Genomic DNA, 16,576 nt, shown 5'->3' on the forward strand with positions numbered 1-16,576 from the left:
AAGCAATCAGCCACTGGCTAATTTCTTTTGTCACGGGTTCTATAAAATAGCCGCTGCCAAGCGCTCGATTGCCTTTTAAAATCAAATTGCTTTCCCAGCCACATCATCTCGCAGATTCGTAAAATTGATTGGGCATTGAGAATATAATATCTGAATTTTTATAAAGAAAAAAAATAGAACTAAAATTCTACTCATATTATTTGATGATTAAGGTTATTAATTTGTAAAAATATAAACGTTTGCTTACTTATATTAACTGTTTCGTTTAATAAAACCATTCCGCACACATTCTACTACTCTCCTATCGTCGTTTCGTAAAAAGCATGTTCCATTTACATTGTAGAAGAAACTTTTGAGAAGAAAAATTTAAAGAAAGTACAGTACAAAATAAGGCCAGCGCTTCGTCTCGCACAAAAAAGGGAAGGTCTGCAAGACCTTCCCTTTTTATATCGTTTACCAAAGCAAAGTTTCATAACCCTCCTACGGCTGGCGGGCGCAAGACATTATAATACAGATTGAACTATAAGTATTTTAGGTTCAACATCTTATTCCTTCGTTAAAAACGAAGCTTTCTCATTTTTGAATATTTGAAAGTATCAACTTACCAAGTCCAGAACTTCAAGTCTTTCTTTTGCAAGTATATATCTTGCACGAACATCATCAATTTGCTGTTGCGTTAATTTCTTACCAAAAGTACGCAGCCCTCCAGCAACATCATTATGATGAATTCCCATAGCAAGCTTAAGATATTCCATAAGCAGCGGTTGAGCATCCAAATACGATAAGGAATTTAAAGCTTGAGAAATTTTGTTAGCCTTGGCCCATTCTCCATTTAAAACATACTCTTGCATGGTAACACTAGCTTTTGGAAAGATACAACCAACACCTGTAATTCCACCACACGCTCCTGCGAGTCCTGCATGTACAGTAACTGTATCTACTCCTGCCAAAATTTTTAAATCTTTGTTCTTCAATAGTAACGTTTCAATAATTGAAACATCTATCGTCGATATTTTAAGAGCAGTTACTTTAGGTAGCAAAGAAAGTCTCATAAGAAGGTCTGTTGAGAGCGCATGATAACCTGCTGCATCAGGATTGTTATAAGGCATAATTGTTACACCTACATCTTTTGCAGTTGCTTCAGAAAGTGCATAGTATTCATACATTTCTTTTTCAGAAGGAACCGCCTTAGTTTTTGGTGGCATGACCATGACTGTATCAACTCCAACTGTTGCAAGTCCTTCAACGATTTTGGCAAGTTCTTCCTTAGTTTCTGCTGCGGCTCCGCTGATTAATGGAACATTATATTCCTTAGCAACCTCAGCAAGGGATTTAAGTAATGAAAGACGCTGTTTCGTGCTCAGGTAGCTATTCTCTCCCAAGGTGCCAGAACCGACAAGCCCGCTCATTCTGCTGCCGCCCTTTCCCTGAACTTTCAAAATACCTGCGGCCTGTTTTTGTGTTGCATCAAGGTCAATTTCAAGAGTGCCAGATTTTGACTCTTTCAGCCATGTAAATACTGCCGGCATTACGCCATTCCAATGTATACTCATAATTCTGTTTTTAGTGTTAACAAAATTATAGCGTTAGTAAATATTAAATTAATGATTAATTCATCATTTTTAATACTATATTATCCATTATTATAAAATATTAATTCAAATTGAATAATGTTGTATTAATTAAATACTTGAACAAGTCCAGTAAAATGAAAGTTTCCCCTTTTTAAATACCAAAACAAGAAAAAAATGCCTTGATTTATCAAGAGGATATTGAACTGGTTTTTTATGATAAACTACATCAGCACAATGAAATTCAGATTAGTTTTATTGAAAAAGGAAATGGAACTTTATTAGTTGGAGATAAAATTTCTAGTTATACCGAAAACGACATTATTATAAGAGGTAGTAATTTGCCTCTTGCTTTTAAGAGCGATAAAAATAGGAAAGAAAAATCTAAAATGTTGAGCTTGTTTTTTACTGAAACTTTTTTTGGAGAATCTTTTTTTGAATTGAATGAACTTGTAGAACTCAATAATTTTTTCTCAAAATCTTTACAGGGTTTAACGCTTAAGTCAAATAAAACTTAAGTTATTAAAAAATTTTTAAGACTAAAGAAAGCTTCCAAGCTAGAACGGTTTACTTTATTTCTAGAAATTTTAAAAATTGCTTCTGAGACTACACAAGACTATAGCCTCAGCAATTAGGACAAAGCCAATGTGCGGTTCGTTAGACAACTGTGGGGCATCATACCATTATGTACGGAATATTAAAAGATTGGGAATTTTTGGCATGTTGAATATGATTACGAATTATCCAACCACCTTAAAATATAGAAATTATCGTATAGGCCTTGGCTAAAACTTGGGAACACTATTCATGATCTGTTGATTCATCATTTGCTGCTGTTGCCACATCATTTGCTGCTGCCACATCCAATTCCAGTTCCAATAGTCATGGTTTGGTCTTGAAAATGTTTTGTAAAATTGCTTATGCTCAAAATTTATGGGTAGGATAAAAGTAGCACGGTCAGTTTTATTTTCTAGTTTAATGTCTTTAAAACGCATTCTATTTCTTCCTTTTTCACTTAAAAAGGAGTCGCCAAATGATGCTATCAATGTATTCAAGGACGCATTACTACTGCTTAAAATTTTATAGCCTAAAGCTTTACCTTTAGCATCCGTAATGATTTCCAACACCATGGAATCTTCAAAATCGTTGGACACCATAGTATCGGTAAAACTTCTTTCATCGTTCAAGAATATTCGCAATAGGTACTCAAAACTAGTTAGATCTAAGGGTTCGGTATAATTGGAATACAGGTATATGGATCCATTCAAGGTCTTTTTTTCCGTGGCGAGTATATCTTTTTTGCTGATCGTGTAGGCCAGTGAGTTTCCTAGGTGTTCCATCTCCACAACGTTATCGCCATAGGTGTTTATCGTGTTTGGACCTATGGACACGGCTTTCCTTGAGAATTTTTGGGGCTTATCCTCTCCAGTTTCAAATTTTAGATAGGCAAACTCGAAGATAATTTCGTTATCCATATAGCGTTTGGAAGTCAGGATATCTCCGTGATCATACGTTCTGACCATTTTGATGGCATCTCCCTTGTAGGCTATGAGCTCACCATGTTTCTTTAATGGCTGTAAGGAAGAATAGTTTACATCAAATAATCGTTCTCCTTTCGTATCGGTAATTTGAACCGAGTAGATTTCATCCACTATTTTGGTAACCTGACCAAAATAAGTGGCCTTAGCAGGTTTTTTAATTTCGCGCCATAACTTATCGTATAGGATTTTAGTTTTGTTTTCATAATGCCTGCGATATTCTTCTGCCTTTAGGGTATTTAAAAAATCTTCAATACTGCGTTCTTGCTTATCATAAAAGGTATTTAACTTGTTATGGAAGCCCAACAGCGCAAATATTTTTTTTGGATCTTTTATATTAATGTCCAACTCCTTCCACAGTTTGCCTTCCGCTTTGTTTGTATGAAGTATTTTCTTTTGTGCTACAGCGCCATTTTTAAATCTATAATACATGGCATAATCGGCTTTATCGGTTTCACCAAGGTATTGTAAAACGATTGGCTTTGTTAGTTCCCGGTCGATTAATCGAATGTTGCTTGAAACAAAAAATGAATCTACTTGGGTAGTATAATACTCGAATTCTTCAATATCGATTTTAATCAAATCGCCATAAACTTCATTTTTGACCCTTATTTTATCTTCACTTTGTAATCGTATTAATGCCGGTTTGCTAAACTTTTCACCTTTTAACTTGTAGTGACCTTTTTCAAAAAGTCCGGTTTCTCCCTCAAACGAAAAGTTTAAGCCTCCGTATTCGTCATTTAGAAACGTATCGTACGTATCGTAAACCATTTCACCATTTGGAGAATGATTGTACGTTATACCTTGATGGTTCTGTGAAAAAGAAATAAAAGAAAATAGGAAGATCAAATGCAGTGGAAAATAGTTCATGTAGGTCTATTAGGTTGACCCTAGTATAACTCATAAAAATGCCACTTATTTTGAATTCCGATGATCAATCCTGTTTTACGGATGTATGGTATTTTTTCAACCTTACCATTCACTCAGAATTGATGGACTAAAAGCAGTAGGTTATAGTTTGCCTGATTACATACTGTAAGTGATCCGTTGTAGTCATCTGTAATCATGCAGCTCACCCCAGGTTTACATCTCTTTTTTATTGGGTAAAAACAACCACAAGGTTTGGAGACGCGCCGGCTACATAGGTATCTTTCTTTAAGTTTCCGTACACGTTGATAGTCAACCCTGTTTCTTTTGCGATCGCTATGAAATCCTGTTCTGAATGCGGATATAAGGTGGTCGTTATTTGGCTACTTCGTTGGCTTTTCTTGTCCACTTTATCGATACTAAAATCAATAGTATTTTGATGGATGTTATACCTTCTGATGATGGAAACGCTATCGTTTTCAAATTCATTGAGGACGTACCTCCCTGTCTTGGGAAGTTTGGCATAGTTTACGAGTTGCAGCAGGATACGACCGCCGTCTGTTAAGTTTTTGGATAGTTCAGAAATTAATAGACGGACTTCCGCCATAGGTATATTGGCGATTGTATTTCCTAACGAAACAATGAAGTCGTAGTTTTTTGTCCCCACAGCCAATCCTGTTAAGCTTGCCTCGGTAAAATTGATGTCAACCCCATGTTTTTCCGCATTTATCCTGGCTTGTACCAACATTCCTTTGGAGTGGTCCATGGCATCGACCCGTAATCCCAGTTTGGATAAGGCAATGGCATCCGCTCCGGTGCCGCACCCCAAATCTAGCGCTGTGCCATGCTCTTTAGGTTCGAAGTTTTTTAGGAAGACAATCTTGTTTTTTAGTGCGTTTTCAAAAGTAACCATCACATCGTAATCATCTGAAAGTGCATCAAAAAATTGGCTGTTCGCTGTCATGAATCTACGTATTGGGGTTTAGCTTGCCAAGTAAAGGTACCAAAGCCTTGTAAAAATAGTATTCTACTTTTAAAAACAGGGTTTTAAAGGTTTGCTTATGTTCCTTACGGTGACCGTTTTGCGACCTACTGAACTGGCCGCTGGCAGTAAAGAAAGGATAATACCAATTTAAATTCTAGATGCGTATAAAACAAGTTTCTTTTTTACTCATTTGTCGTCATAAAATAGAACCATGGCTAATGCTATGCTTAGATTTCATTCCTAAACTGAGAAAAAAATAATTCAAGTTTTCAATACGACTTTCAAAACTTAAATTGGTATAAGTAACGTATTTAAAGTAGTGTTTTTTTAGGTCCGGTCAAAAGATGCGGACTCTATTTTCTTCTGGTTATCCAATAGGTGGCTTGTGATTTTTTATAACAGCGTCCTGAAGATTTGGGAGTCTTTTCCCATAGATCGGACTAAAGTGATGGTAAAGGAGCTACTACAGCACTACAGCATTGTCCAACCAGCGCTGTAAAAGGCTATCGTTATCGGAAATAGCTACGAGATGAAAGGTCGTAAACCGATTGAAAACCCTTGATTCTTTTAGGGTTTCCATGCAAACGGAGACCGGGGCAAGATAATTCGAATGGATCAAGAGCAATTTGCCATTGCGTTTTAAGAGGTAGCCCACATGCCCTTCATCAAAACCTATAAAGTATAGTCCCTCTTTAGTTAAACGGTCTATTTCGTCGTAGGCCTTTTCAGCTGTATCTGCAACAATTTTGCTTATTTTAGTCCCACAACTGATCATTTTAGCTTCATCAATAGGTGATTTCTGGGCCAATGTATATCTGTTGATGTTCATGCCCATATCGCGCAGGGTTGTAGAAATAAAATACCCACAAGCGATTTTACCCTGATTGGGAGTCGTAGTATGACCGCCAAAGCTCCATGGGGTACCGTACCAATAGGGTATTATTTGATCTACCAATTGATTCGTAAAAACCCTTCTAACGTTATCGAAAGATATAGTGCCTGTGCGCAGGCCATCCTTTAAGTGCAGGCGAAGTTGATCGGTATCCGTTTTTATATTTGAATAGGAAATCGCAATACTATCCGATGCCGTTTTAAACCTAAGTGGCGTAGCTGCTTTTTTAGCACTAATGGTATCAGCCTCGAGGAAGGACTTTTCCAAGACCATCTTAGAGTCCGTTTCCTTTACCGTTTTTGGCAGCGTCTCGTTGCTAAGGCCTAACCAAAGAAGTAGGGATAAGAATAACATAGGTGTTGTATAGTGTTAGCAATGGGGTTCTTGGTTTGTAACGTGTTAGTTAAGAAGAAATTATATCAAAAATGTTAAATTAAAATGATGCCTGTCGCCGCTACTTTAAATCGTAAGGTTTACACCCCACCACACTTCGTAATCTCTGGGTATTAGCGGTCTGTAACTTTGAAAACCTTGATCTGCAATTCTAAGTCCTGTAATTATATGGTTTTCATCACGTACATAACCGATAAATATAAAGGAATGTCCGTATGGATCCAACTTTTTTACATCTGTACCGCGCACCACCTGCTCATAATCTTCCTTAAAACGCCATACTTGCATGAGCGCTCCCGGGCGTAATTGACCGCTCCATATCTCAGCGGAATCGACCAAAGTACCCATTCCCGCATAAGCGATGGCACCTGCGTTGCCCTTTCCCCTAAACTTTTTGGGAAGACTTCGCCATCGCTGGTGCTTTTCCGAAGCGGATACGTACAGCAAGTTAAACACCTGCCTAGGGGTGTAAAATCGTGAGGCCATTTCTTTGGGTAAATCCTTGTAGGGTAAATGGCCGTGAACTTGTTTATAGGCTTGTTCAAAACGGTCTTTGCTTACGGCAAGGCAATGACCGTTTGGCTCCTTGTTGTCGCTGTTCAGATAGTTTTCCACTATTTTCTTCGCTACCGGACTTTTGGGTTCCAAACGAACCTCCACTATACTGTCGTCTACCTCGGTCACCATACTAGGTTCCTCCAACGAATCCTTAGTATTGGGTAAGCTCGGTGGTTTTAGGCTAGGATTTAGGGTAATATATTCGTGATCGTCAAAACCAAAGGTGTTGCCCTTGCCAAGTATGGTGTCGTTAATGCTTTCGGCGGCAGTTGAAGCCACGCCTGCAAGCACCTTATGCTCTGTTTTTTTTGTTGTCTTACAGCCTAGCACTAAAAGAACCATAAAACTTATGTGTAGACAATTGGTCAACACATATTTCAACATGATTGCTAAGGGGATACTCCTCATTTCTAGCTCTTGTATTTACTATTTAATCCGTTTGGCCGAATATAGTGGATAGTACCGCCTTCTACTATTCAATTACACGTGCATGTATAAAGATATAACAAATGGGGCTTGTTTTGAAGCGATAAAAGGCAAGTGCTTACAATGCGTGTAACCAACATAGTATCTGGGCAGGAATTTTAAAGTGAAATTGTTGGGTGCAGTTTCCCTTTTACATATAAACGGAACCCTTTAACGAATTATGGATTAAGGAATTGGAAGGCTTTTACCACATCTGCTACAGCTAAGCTTGTCAAAAGCATTTTGATGATATATAGGGTAGGTTTAAAAAACAAAAATATGACCGATCATCCACAGCCATGGCGACCACAGTTGTGCGTGCCTAATGGTTTCCTGAACACAAAATTATTTGAAACTAGTTTCGGATAGTTAAGAAATTCCGAATGTTTTTACATTTTTATCTATGCTGTGCACGAGTCTTTTTAGAAAATTCCCGGGGCCAATTTCTGTGAATTCCGTTGCACCATCTTCAACCATCCTAAGAATTGATTGTCTCCATAAGACGGGATGCGTTAATTGATCAATTAAATTTTCCTTTATTAATTCAATATCAGTAGTAGGACCTGCCGTAACATTCTGATAAATAGGGCAATTTGGGTTCTTGAACTTTGTTTCCGCTATAGCTAATTTATACGCTTCGACAATGGGCTCCATATAGGGCGAATGAAATGCCCCACTGACCGGCAAACGAAACACCCTGGTAGCACCTGGTCTTAGTTTTTCACAAGCTTCTTTTAAGGCATGCTTTTCTCCGGAAATTACCACTTGGTTTGGAGCATTATAATTGGCCGGTACCACTACTCCGTCTATTTGCTTGCATATATCCTTAACGATTACATCGTATAGACCCATTACAACCGCCATTCCCGTATTTTCAATTTCACAGGCTTTTTGCATAGCGGCCGCACGCCTAGCGATAAGTCTTAAGGCCGATTCAAAATCTAACGAGCCTACAGCCGCCAAAGCGGATATCTCTCCAAGGGAATGCCCGGCAACCATATCTGGCTTAAACTTGTTGCCCATTATTTTAGTAAGAACAAATGATTGTAAAAAAATTGCGGGTTGCGCAAACTTCGTCTGCTTTAAATCCTCGGACGATCCATTGAACATAAGGTCTGTAATCGAAAACCCTAAAATATCATTGCCCCTCTCAAAATACGCTTGAGCCAGTTTGGATTTTTTGAATAATTCTTTTCCCATACCTGGGGCCTGAGTCCCTTGACCAGGAAATAAGTATGCTTGCATGAACACTATAGATTAGTAGATACCTTGAAAATTAAAGACTATCATAGATAAATAGGTCTAGTAAAGCATATATCACTTGCTGAAAATATTCTTTTGCCCATAAAAAACTAAATATCAGTATAAACGGGCAATCCATCTGAAAATTATATTATCAGACTAGTAAAAGTAGCCTAAAGGTAGCGGTCGTTACTCATCTAATACCGAGAATACGTTTAAATATACGTACTTCACATTTGTAAAATCTTATCAGTATTTGCTTAAAACTCGGTTCATTTGATACTTTGTTCATCATGGTAAAGGTTTTATTTGCCCTATTGGTATACACTTTAGGATAATCGTCACACTTAATCCTCCATAAATCAATACGCGTATTAAAACTAGCTATGCACGGTTGTTTTTCATATCCTAAATGATGAGATGGTATGTACCTAATGTAATTCTAAAACCTTTAGCGGTACGCATGCTTTAAAATCCTACCCACCTATTTTTTCATACTAAAAAAACGTACCTTTCCAATTGCTATGCATGCATAGGAACAGTTCATAAAATGTAACAACAAATGACCAAATACCCACATATTTTTGAGCCTTTGGATTTAGGCTTCACTACCCTAAAGAACAGAATCATCATGGGTTCTATGCACACGGGTCTGGAAGAGAAGAAAAACGGATTACAAAAAATAGCCGCCTATTATGCAGAACGCGCCAAAGGTGGTGTTGGTCTTATTGTTTCCGGAGGTATCGCTCCCAACGTACAAGGATGGACCGCCCCTTTTTCGGCGCGAATGAGCACCAAAAAACATGCAAAACACCATAAGGTAATTACCGATGCGGTACATGCCGAAGGTGGAAAAATATGTATGCAGATACTACATGCCGGTCGGTATGGATATCATCCTTTTGCAGTGGCACCATCGGCTATAAAGTCTCCCATAACGCCCTTTAAACCTTTTAAGCTTAAACAATCGGGTATTAAACGTACCATTCGCGATTTTGTAAACTCCGCCAAACTAGCCAAAGTTGCTGGTTACGATGGTGTAGAAATCATGGGGTCAGAGGGCTATTTGATCAATCAGTTTATCGCTGAACGAACCAACAAACGAACTGATGATTATGGCGGTTCTTATGGAAATAGAATGCGCCTGCCAATCGCCTTGGTCAAACAGACCCGCGAGGCCGTAGGAGCCGACTTTATCATCATTTACCGCTTGTCGATGTTGGATTTGGTCGAAAAAGGAAGCAGTTGGCAGGAAGTCGTCGCTTTGGGCAAGGCAATTGAAAAAGCCGGTGCCACTATTATAAATACGGGAATTGGATGGCACGAGGCGCGTATTCCCACCATTGCCACGTCGGTACCGCGTGCGGCATTTACATGGGTGACAAAAATGATGAAGGCCGAACTTTCCATTCCCTTAGTGACGTCCAATAGAATAAATATGCCGGAAACGGCGGAACAGGTGTTGGCAGATGGCCATGCCGATCTGATTTCTATGGCCCGCCCTTTTTTGGCCGATCCGGAATGGGTAAACAAAGCCGAAGCCAATAAAGCGAACGAAATAAATACCTGTATTGGCTGCAATCAGGCCTGTTTAGACCATGTTTTTCAGCAAAAAGTCGCTAGTTGCTTGGTCAATCCCCGTGCATGCCATGAAACGGAACTCAACTATTTACCTACAGGTACCAAGAAAAAAATTGCCGTGGTCGGTGCCGGCCCTGCTGGTTTGTCCGCCGCTACCATTGCAGCGCAACGCGGCCACGCGGTTACGCTGTTTGATGCCGATACGGAAATTGGCGGACAGTTTAATATGGCAAAGCAAATTCCGGGAAAAGAGGAGTTTTATGAAACCATCCGCTACTTCAATACACAACTGGAATTGCATCAAGTAACGGTCAAGTTACACACTCGGGTAACTGCCGAAAGCCTAAAAAACGGGAATTTTGATGAGGTCGTCATAGCAACCGGAATACACCCCAGAACCCCAAAAATAGAGGGTATTGAACATACTAAAGTACTCAGTTATATTGATGTCCTAAAACATAAAAAACCGGTTGGGAAACGTGTAGCCGTTATTGGCGCAGGTGGTATTGGTTTTGATGTATCCGAATACTTGGCGCATGAAGGCCAGAGTACCGCCTTGAATATTGATGCATGGCTCAAAGAATGGGGCATCGATAAGACCATGGAGGCGAGAAGCGGTATCGAAGGCGTTACCGCCCAGGTGCATCCATCACCAAGAGAAATCTTTATGTTCAAACGCAGTAAAGGAAAATTTGGAGGCAACTTGGGCAAGACCACAGGCTGGATCCATCGGTCTACCTTAAAAAAGAAAAAAGTCCAATTCATCAATGAGGTTCAGTATACTAAAATCGACGATGAGGGATTGCATTACGTGCAACATGGGGAACAAAAACGACTTGCAGTGGACAACATTGTAATTTGCGCCGGGCAAGTACCCTTAGATGCCTTAGTGGCACCCTTGGAAGCCCACGGCATAAAGGTTCATGTCGTTGGCGGTGCAGCTGTTGCAGCGGAGTTGGATGCCAAACGGGCCATTGATCAGGCGAGTAGGTTGGCGGCTATTATTTAAATTGCTTCATTAAAATGGATTATGATTATACCAAAACTACACTACATCTGCCAAGGAAATTCTTCCAAGGAGCTGTTAGAGAACATCCAGAAAGCATGTACCTCGGGGATAGAACTGCTACATTTAGAAGTGCGTTATAATTCAAATACCCAAAAATTAAAAATAGCGGAGGAAGCTAGGGAAATCACAGGTCATTTTCAAACAAGATTGCTCATTGCAAATGATTATAAGTTAGCCATCGCCATTAAGGCCGATGGCGTTCATTTGGAGCACGGCATCTCCCCTACTGCCATCAGAAAGCAATTGTACTCCTGGCAAATTCTGGGCGGTTCAGCGCATACCTTACAGGATTGCGAAGCCTTAATCGCAAAAGAAGCGGACTATATACAAATAGGGCCATTTAGGGCCACCGAAAGTCAAGGCCACCAACGAACAGTTATAGGGTTAAACGGTTATACAGCTATCGCAGAGGCCTTGAACACCAAAACACCGCTCATAGGATATGGCGGAATTGTTCCTTCGGATGTTGGTAGCATTTTAAAAACAGGTATTCTAGGAATTGCCGTTTCCGACGCCATAACCCAAAATTTTAATAGCATAAGAACATTTAATCAGTTGCTAAATGCTTCCGCTACGGCAGAACAGCGGCATACATTTGAGTAATAGTTTAGCGGATGAATTAAAAAACCGAACCGCATGGTAACACCTAAGTCCCTGAGGTTAAAAGCGCTATAGGATACGTCTCAAAATTGTGAATATCTATTCCAAGTATGGACTTTTTACACGTGTACCGCACCCTATATTTGCCATCCCTAAAAGAAAAAGATATGAGTGCAACATGGTATGAATGTAAAGTGAAATATAGAAAATTGGATGAAGCCTCCGGTATCCAAAAAATGAAAACAGAACCCTTTTTGGTAGATGCTATTTCCTATACGGAAGCGGAAAGTAGAATTACCGAGGAGATGTCGGTCTACTTAAGTGACAGCGATGAAATTACCATTACCAACATTAAAGTAGCGAATTACGCTGAAATACATCCGTTCGAGAATTCAGATCGCTGGTTTAAATCCCGGGTGTCCTTGATCGCCTTTGATGAAGAAAGTGGCAAGGAGCGCAAAACCAATCAGTATCTTTTGGTACAGGCTAATGATGTTAAGGAAGCGTACGATAATACCAATGCCGTTATGAAGGATACCTTGGGGGAATATACGATTCCGGCCATCTCCGAATCCCCTATTATGGACGTATTCCCATATTTTTCGGGTGACGAGAACGAAATGGAACGCGTAAAGAAGTTTACCGAACTTAAGGATTCCGTACCCGTGACCAACGAAATGGATGAAGCCTTAGAACTAGCGGATGTGCTGGCTACCGCCGAGGAAGAATAAGTATTTCTAAATTTTAACGAAAAAATCCTATTAAAAAACGGCTGTCTACCCTATTGCTAGAAGCCGTTTTTTAGCTTGTGATAGCAAGGCTTATCGTGCTAAAATTTGAATTTCTACCCGTCTGTTTATTCTTCCTTTTGTAATATCCCTGGTGACTATTAAAGGTTTTTCCTGTCCCCAGCCCTTTGTTTGGATATTACGTTTTGAAACGCCTTGGTTCACCAGATATTTTTTGGTCGATGCTACCCTACGTTCAGATAGTTTCTTGTTCTGACGTGCATTTCCTATGGCGGTGTGCCCTTCCAAAAGAATAACCATACTGGGCTGGTCTTTCATAATCTGGCTTAGCTGATTCAATACCTTTTGCGCTTCAGGTTTTATCGTTGCCCTATCCAAATCAAAAATGAGATCTTTTAGTACAAAGGTGTCATAGTTCTCTAGCAACACAGCTATGTCCGTACTATCGCTTGGATCTGGTTCTTCCGCGGTAGCGTTGGGCCCTAAATCTTCTGCCATACCTGTATTCCTATCTATTACTTCATCGCTAAAATCTTCGGCTACGCCTACACTTGCAGGAGTATCTTCTTCATTGGTGGTATAATCAATAGATGCCGAAACCCTTGTTAAACAATTGGACCATGTTGCGGTATAGGTGCCAAATTCCGTAACCGGAATTTCCTGTTGGTTGTCAAAAGCGAGTTTTTCACCTTTAAAAAACCATTCCACTTTATCTAGTTCCCCAAAGCTACCTGGCTTAGTTACCTTAGTTTTAAGAAACACACTGGTATCCCTTTTTTCTTTTACAACCGTGATGTTCTGTTCGGGATCAGGATTTCCAACTTTTATAACCGCAAAGGCATATTCCGATTCGCATCGAGGTCTGTCTATATTATTTTTACAGGAGAATTCTAGGCTTCCGCCCATGGTAATATAGTATATACCATCTTTCATGGGCGCTTGGAAGGTGTGCTTGGACTTCTTTTTACTGAAGCTATAACCGCCAAAACTCTTGGCACAGGTAGAGGTGAATCCGTTGATGCCCCAATAGACCTGTACTATACATCCCGGGCAATAATCACCATCCTTTGTAGACCTTATCCTGGTCTTCATTTTAATGGTTTCCCCTTTTTCAACCTCTAAATAGGTAGTTTTTTTACCGTTCATGGTTACTTCGGAAAATGTGAGTTCCCTATTCGCATAATCGATTGTTTTTACGGAAGGCGGAATTATAAAATTGTCCTGTGCCTGTGTACTTTGAAAACCGATGATAAGTACTAATACGATGTAACTAAGGGTATTTCTCATTTTTTGTTGTAACTATTAATTGGAGTCTATACCAAAACAATAGGCATTAAGCTGATATGCCAGATAGTTGAATTTAGGAGCTGTATGAACCCTTAAATTAGGATAACAGCTTGCGATTGGTTTTAGAGCGTCTCTGTACCAAACGTTCTAAATTGCCTTTTTAGTGCAGGAAGTAATGGGTTTAAAAGAAACCTACTACATTCATCGTAGCTATCATGTAGTAAGTTGATAACCATCAAATATGTTTAGAAATGATAAAACTATTTGTTTTTATGACGACTTATAGGATTGGATACCGATACAATAGTTATAAGTTAGGCTACCTTTATCGATTCACGTATGGAAAAGAAACATTACCATTACAAAACCTACAAACCGTTCGGTATGCTGAGTCAGTTTACCTCTGGGGAAGCACGCCAACTACGAAAGAAACGGTTCTTATCCGAATTATATCCGTTTGTAGCGGGCACTATGCCCATTGGCCGATTGGACGAAAAATCGGAAGGTCTTTTGCTATTGACTACCGATGGCAAGCTAGCGGATGAAATTAACGGAAGTGGTGTAGAAAAAGAGTATTATGCCCAAGTAGACGGCCTTATTACGGAAAACGCCCTGGAACAGCTAAGAACAGGGGTAACGATAGGTGTCTTTGGGGCCAAACATTATACAAAACCATGTTTGATAAAAGCCATAGCACCTCCGGATTTTATACCGGTTGCACATCAAAAATTGCGTATTGGTGTGCATAGGCCAACATCATGGATTTCTATTATCCTGACCGAGGGAAAGTTTCGGCAAGTACGTAAAATGACCGCGGCGGTGGGATTTCCCACTTTGAGGCTTGTCCGTATCCGCGTGGGGACAATTACCTTGGAGAATTTAGAGGAAGGCGCGGTGGTACCCCTAACCAGACCATTACTTTAAGGGTTTGATTTTTGAGGAAGAAAATCTTGAAAATAAGGTGAGTCTTTTCTTCGTATTGATAAAATAAACACCTGTGAGCAAGACCAGTGCAGCCACGACCGACTGTGCCGTTATCTCTTCCTGCAAAAAATACCAGCCTAGGAGCATAGCGATAATCGGATTCACGTACGATGATGTCGCTACCTTTTCCGGTGAAACCACGCGGAGCAAGTAATTAAAAGAAGTAAAGGCAACGATACTGCCAAAAATAATCAAAAGGAACATAGACCATTGCACGGGCGTACTCCATGCTACCGGGGAAATCCACTGTTCATCCAGGAGCAAACTAATTACAAAAAGCAAGATGCCACCGGTAAACATTTGATATCCCGTATTCACAAAGTAATTGGCCGGTAAATCTGCCTTGCCTACAAATAGGCTACCGTAGGCCCAACTCAACATACAGGCAAAAATAAGCACCATTCCCATTACGGCCCCGTCTTGGGTAATGATTTGTTTTTGACTAACCAAGAGATAAATGCCAATAATACCCAAACCAACACCTACGAGGGACATAGGCTGAATTTTTTTTCCCTGAAGGATCCGCATGAGCAATAAAACCACCAAAGGCTGTGCGGAAACTTCAAGTGCAGCAAAGCCGCTATCTACATATTTAAGCGCCCAAACTATCACCCCATTCCCGAAGGTTAGAAAAAGGAAACCCGCAATAATCGTATTGATAAACTGTTTTTTTGAGATTTTAAGGGAACGCCCCGATAGCTTAGCGATCCCAAATATGAGTAAGCCGGCCACAAAAAAACGCGTACCTGCCAACATAAATGCCGGGAGCTCGGTGACCGCAATTTTGTTTAAGAGGTAGGTGGCGCCCCAGATAACATAAATCGCAAAAAAGGCCAATACGATAAGAAGTGTGTTTCGTTTGGCCATGGTACTATGATGTGTTAACTAATAAGCCTTATGCTATTTTTTTAACACGAACGGCATTCATACCCTTCATGCCTTTTTCCAACTCGTAAGAAACTTTGTCGTTTTCGAAAATTTCGTCTATGAGTCCACTGACGTGTACAAAGTACTTTTCGTTATTCTCCGAGTCGATTATAAAACCAAATCCCTTTGAGGAATCAAAGAACGATACTTTACCGTTTCTTACTGGATCAAACTCCTCTACATCCCCCTCCTCTTTCTTTGGAATTCCCAAAACAATATCCTCGGCATCTATCTCTACTTTCATAGATGGATCGGGCGGCGTGTCTACCAGATTTCCGTTAAAGTCCACATACGCCAACGGAATCCCAGAAGTTCCGCTTTCCTTTGCCTCAGCCTTTCTGGCCAGCATTTTTTTCCTCTTCTCTTCTCGTTTCTTTAAACGCTTTTTTTCTTTTTCTGTTTTGTTAAATGTCTGTTGCGATTTTGCCATTCGTAATTTTAAATTTTTAAATATCCTTGTTCGTAAAGAAATGGAAGTAAACCGATGACTTGGAGATAATGTCCAATAAAATAGTGAAAACTATGCTATCCGACTTTCTTTAAGGTCCTTGCAAGATTATTCTGCATCCCTTTTTAACGGTAACAAAGATACGTTATGTATTTGGATTTTGAGGTATAAACAGCGGTAAGTATGTTGTACAGTACGAAATGTTTTAACCTGGTATCCTAGACTAAACCACTGTGGATTATAAATCGATAGGTTTTAATGAAGCATGAAATTGCGAATGGTTATTGTGGTAATGGCTTATTCGGGTATTTACTTTGAATTACAGAATAACCCGTTCATCAATAACCCAAAAGCCAAAGGGGTTAAACTACTTCTAGGAACTAAGGTGGTTGCTATGAAATTACAGGGTTTTAGCCTCTT

The 16,576-nt window shown here is 39.8% G+C and carries 14 protein-coding genes; 5 read left to right on the forward strand and 9 right to left on the reverse strand.

Features of this window, described 5'->3' with window-relative positions:
- Positions 1–596: 596 nt before the first annotated feature.
- Complete coding sequence (locus ACFQZJ_RS09120) at positions 597–1,553, reverse strand: dihydrodipicolinate synthase family protein (RefSeq protein ID WP_379934033.1); 957 nt, start codon at positions 1,551–1,553, stop codon at positions 597–599.
- Between the two features lie 200 nt (positions 1,554–1,753).
- Between ACFQZJ_RS09120 and ACFQZJ_RS09125 the strand changes: the two genes are divergently transcribed.
- Positions 1,754–2,089, forward strand: coding sequence for a hypothetical protein (locus tag ACFQZJ_RS09125; RefSeq protein WP_379934034.1), 336 nt, complete (start codon positions 1,754–1,756; stop codon positions 2,087–2,089).
- 267 nt (positions 2,090–2,356) lie between these two features.
- On the opposite strand, the gene ACFQZJ_RS09130 is transcribed toward ACFQZJ_RS09125, so the two are convergent.
- From ACFQZJ_RS09130 to fabD, 5 genes are all read right to left on the reverse strand, one after another.
- On the reverse strand, positions 2,357–3,979 hold the full coding sequence (locus ACFQZJ_RS09130; RefSeq protein WP_379934035.1) for a hypothetical protein: 1,623 nt from the start codon (positions 3,977–3,979) through the stop codon (positions 2,357–2,359).
- A 226-nt stretch (positions 3,980–4,205) separates the two neighbouring features.
- Positions 4,206–4,940 (reverse strand): class I SAM-dependent methyltransferase, encoded by a 735-nt coding sequence (locus ACFQZJ_RS09135; protein ID WP_379934036.1) that lies wholly within the window; start codon positions 4,938–4,940, stop codon positions 4,206–4,208.
- A 484-nt stretch (positions 4,941–5,424) separates the two neighbouring features.
- Positions 5,425–6,207 (reverse strand): hypothetical protein, encoded by a 783-nt coding sequence (locus ACFQZJ_RS09140; protein ID WP_379934038.1) that lies wholly within the window; start codon positions 6,205–6,207, stop codon positions 5,425–5,427.
- Positions 6,208–6,312: 105 nt separating this feature from the next.
- Positions 6,313–7,146 carry a hypothetical protein gene (locus tag ACFQZJ_RS09145; RefSeq protein WP_379934041.1) on the reverse strand — a complete coding sequence of 278 codons (834 nt, stop codon included), beginning with the start codon at positions 7,144–7,146 and terminating at the stop codon, positions 6,313–6,315.
- 492 nt (positions 7,147–7,638) lie between these two features.
- Positions 7,639–8,514, reverse strand: coding sequence for an ACP S-malonyltransferase (gene fabD / locus ACFQZJ_RS09150; RefSeq protein ID WP_379934042.1), 876 nt, complete (start codon positions 8,512–8,514; stop codon positions 7,639–7,641).
- 559 nt (positions 8,515–9,073) lie between these two features.
- Here fabD and ACFQZJ_RS09155 point away from each other — a divergent pair.
- From ACFQZJ_RS09155 to ACFQZJ_RS09165, 3 genes are all read left to right on the forward strand, one after another.
- Entirely contained in the window at positions 9,074–11,101 is a 2,028-nt protein-coding gene (locus ACFQZJ_RS09155; protein WP_379934044.1) for an oxidoreductase, read from the forward strand.
- Positions 11,102–11,122: 21 nt separating this feature from the next.
- Entirely contained in the window at positions 11,123–11,764 is a 642-nt protein-coding gene (locus ACFQZJ_RS09160) for a thiamine phosphate synthase (RefSeq protein ID WP_379934046.1), read from the forward strand.
- A 164-nt stretch (positions 11,765–11,928) separates the two neighbouring features.
- Positions 11,929–12,492 carry a DUF4494 domain-containing protein gene (locus ACFQZJ_RS09165; protein WP_379934047.1) on the forward strand — a complete coding sequence of 188 codons (564 nt, stop codon included), beginning with the start codon at positions 11,929–11,931 and terminating at the stop codon, positions 12,490–12,492.
- 90 nt (positions 12,493–12,582) lie between these two features.
- Here the strand turns inward: ACFQZJ_RS09165 and ACFQZJ_RS09170 are convergent, their stop codons facing one another.
- Positions 12,583–13,797 (reverse strand): OmpA family protein, encoded by a 1,215-nt coding sequence (locus ACFQZJ_RS09170; RefSeq protein WP_379934049.1) that lies wholly within the window; start codon positions 13,795–13,797, stop codon positions 12,583–12,585.
- A gap of 339 nt (positions 13,798–14,136) precedes the next feature.
- On the opposite strand from ACFQZJ_RS09170, the gene ACFQZJ_RS09175 reads away from it, so the two are divergent.
- The gene (locus ACFQZJ_RS09175; RefSeq protein ID WP_379934051.1) at positions 14,137–14,721 is read left to right on the forward strand and encodes a pseudouridine synthase; all 585 of its coding nucleotides are present in this window, start codon (positions 14,137–14,139) and stop codon (positions 14,719–14,721) included.
- On the opposite strand, the gene ACFQZJ_RS09180 is transcribed toward ACFQZJ_RS09175, so the two are convergent.
- Positions 14,713–15,648, reverse strand: coding sequence for an EamA family transporter (locus ACFQZJ_RS09180; RefSeq protein ID WP_379934053.1), 936 nt, complete (start codon positions 15,646–15,648; stop codon positions 14,713–14,715). The genes ACFQZJ_RS09175 and ACFQZJ_RS09180 overlap by 9 nt on opposite strands.
- A gap of 28 nt (positions 15,649–15,676) precedes the next feature.
- On the reverse strand, positions 15,677–16,138 hold the full coding sequence (locus ACFQZJ_RS09185) for a cold-shock protein (RefSeq protein ID WP_379934055.1): 462 nt from the start codon (positions 16,136–16,138) through the stop codon (positions 15,677–15,679).
- Between the last annotated feature and the right edge of the window lie 438 nt (positions 16,139–16,576).

The organism is Maribacter chungangensis (assembly GCF_042676845.1).
Lineage (GTDB): Bacteria > Bacteroidota > Bacteroidia > Flavobacteriales > Flavobacteriaceae > Maribacter > Maribacter chungangensis.

Bases quoted from the DNA above. Each gene is read 5' to 3' on its own strand.
- ACFQZJ_RS09120 (WP_379934033.1), bottom strand. From the start codon at position 1,553: ATGAGTATACATTGGAATGGCGTAATGCCGGCAGTATTTACATGGCTG.
- ACFQZJ_RS09170 (WP_379934049.1), bottom strand. From the start codon at position 13,797: ATGAGAAATACCCTTAGTTACATCGTATTAGTACTTATCATCGGTTTT.
- ACFQZJ_RS09165 (WP_379934047.1), top strand. From the start codon at position 11,929: ATGAGTGCAACATGGTATGAATGTAAAGTGAAATATAGAAAATTGGAT.
- ACFQZJ_RS09140 (WP_379934038.1), bottom strand. From the start codon at position 6,207: ATGTTATTCTTATCCCTACTTCTTTGGTTAGGCCTTAGCAACGAGACG.
- ACFQZJ_RS09175 (WP_379934051.1), top strand. From the start codon at position 14,137: ATGGAAAAGAAACATTACCATTACAAAACCTACAAACCGTTCGGTATG.
- ACFQZJ_RS09185 (WP_379934055.1), bottom strand. From the start codon at position 16,138: ATGGCAAAATCGCAACAGACATTTAACAAAACAGAAAAAGAAAAAAAG.
- ACFQZJ_RS09130 (WP_379934035.1), bottom strand. From the start codon at position 3,979: ATGAACTATTTTCCACTGCATTTGATCTTCCTATTTTCTTTTATTTCT.
- fabD (WP_379934042.1), bottom strand. From the start codon at position 8,514: ATGCAAGCATACTTATTTCCTGGTCAAGGGACTCAGGCCCCAGGTATG.
- ACFQZJ_RS09135 (WP_379934036.1), bottom strand. From the start codon at position 4,940: ATGACAGCGAACAGCCAATTTTTTGATGCACTTTCAGATGATTACGAT.
- ACFQZJ_RS09155 (WP_379934044.1), top strand. From the start codon at position 9,074: ATGACCAAATACCCACATATTTTTGAGCCTTTGGATTTAGGCTTCACT.
- ACFQZJ_RS09160 (WP_379934046.1), top strand. From the start codon at position 11,123: ATGATTATACCAAAACTACACTACATCTGCCAAGGAAATTCTTCCAAG.
- ACFQZJ_RS09180 (WP_379934053.1), bottom strand. From the start codon at position 15,648: ATGGCCAAACGAAACACACTTCTTATCGTATTGGCCTTTTTTGCGATT.
- ACFQZJ_RS09145 (WP_379934041.1), bottom strand. From the start codon at position 7,146: ATGGTTCTTTTAGTGCTAGGCTGTAAGACAACAAAAAAAACAGAGCAT.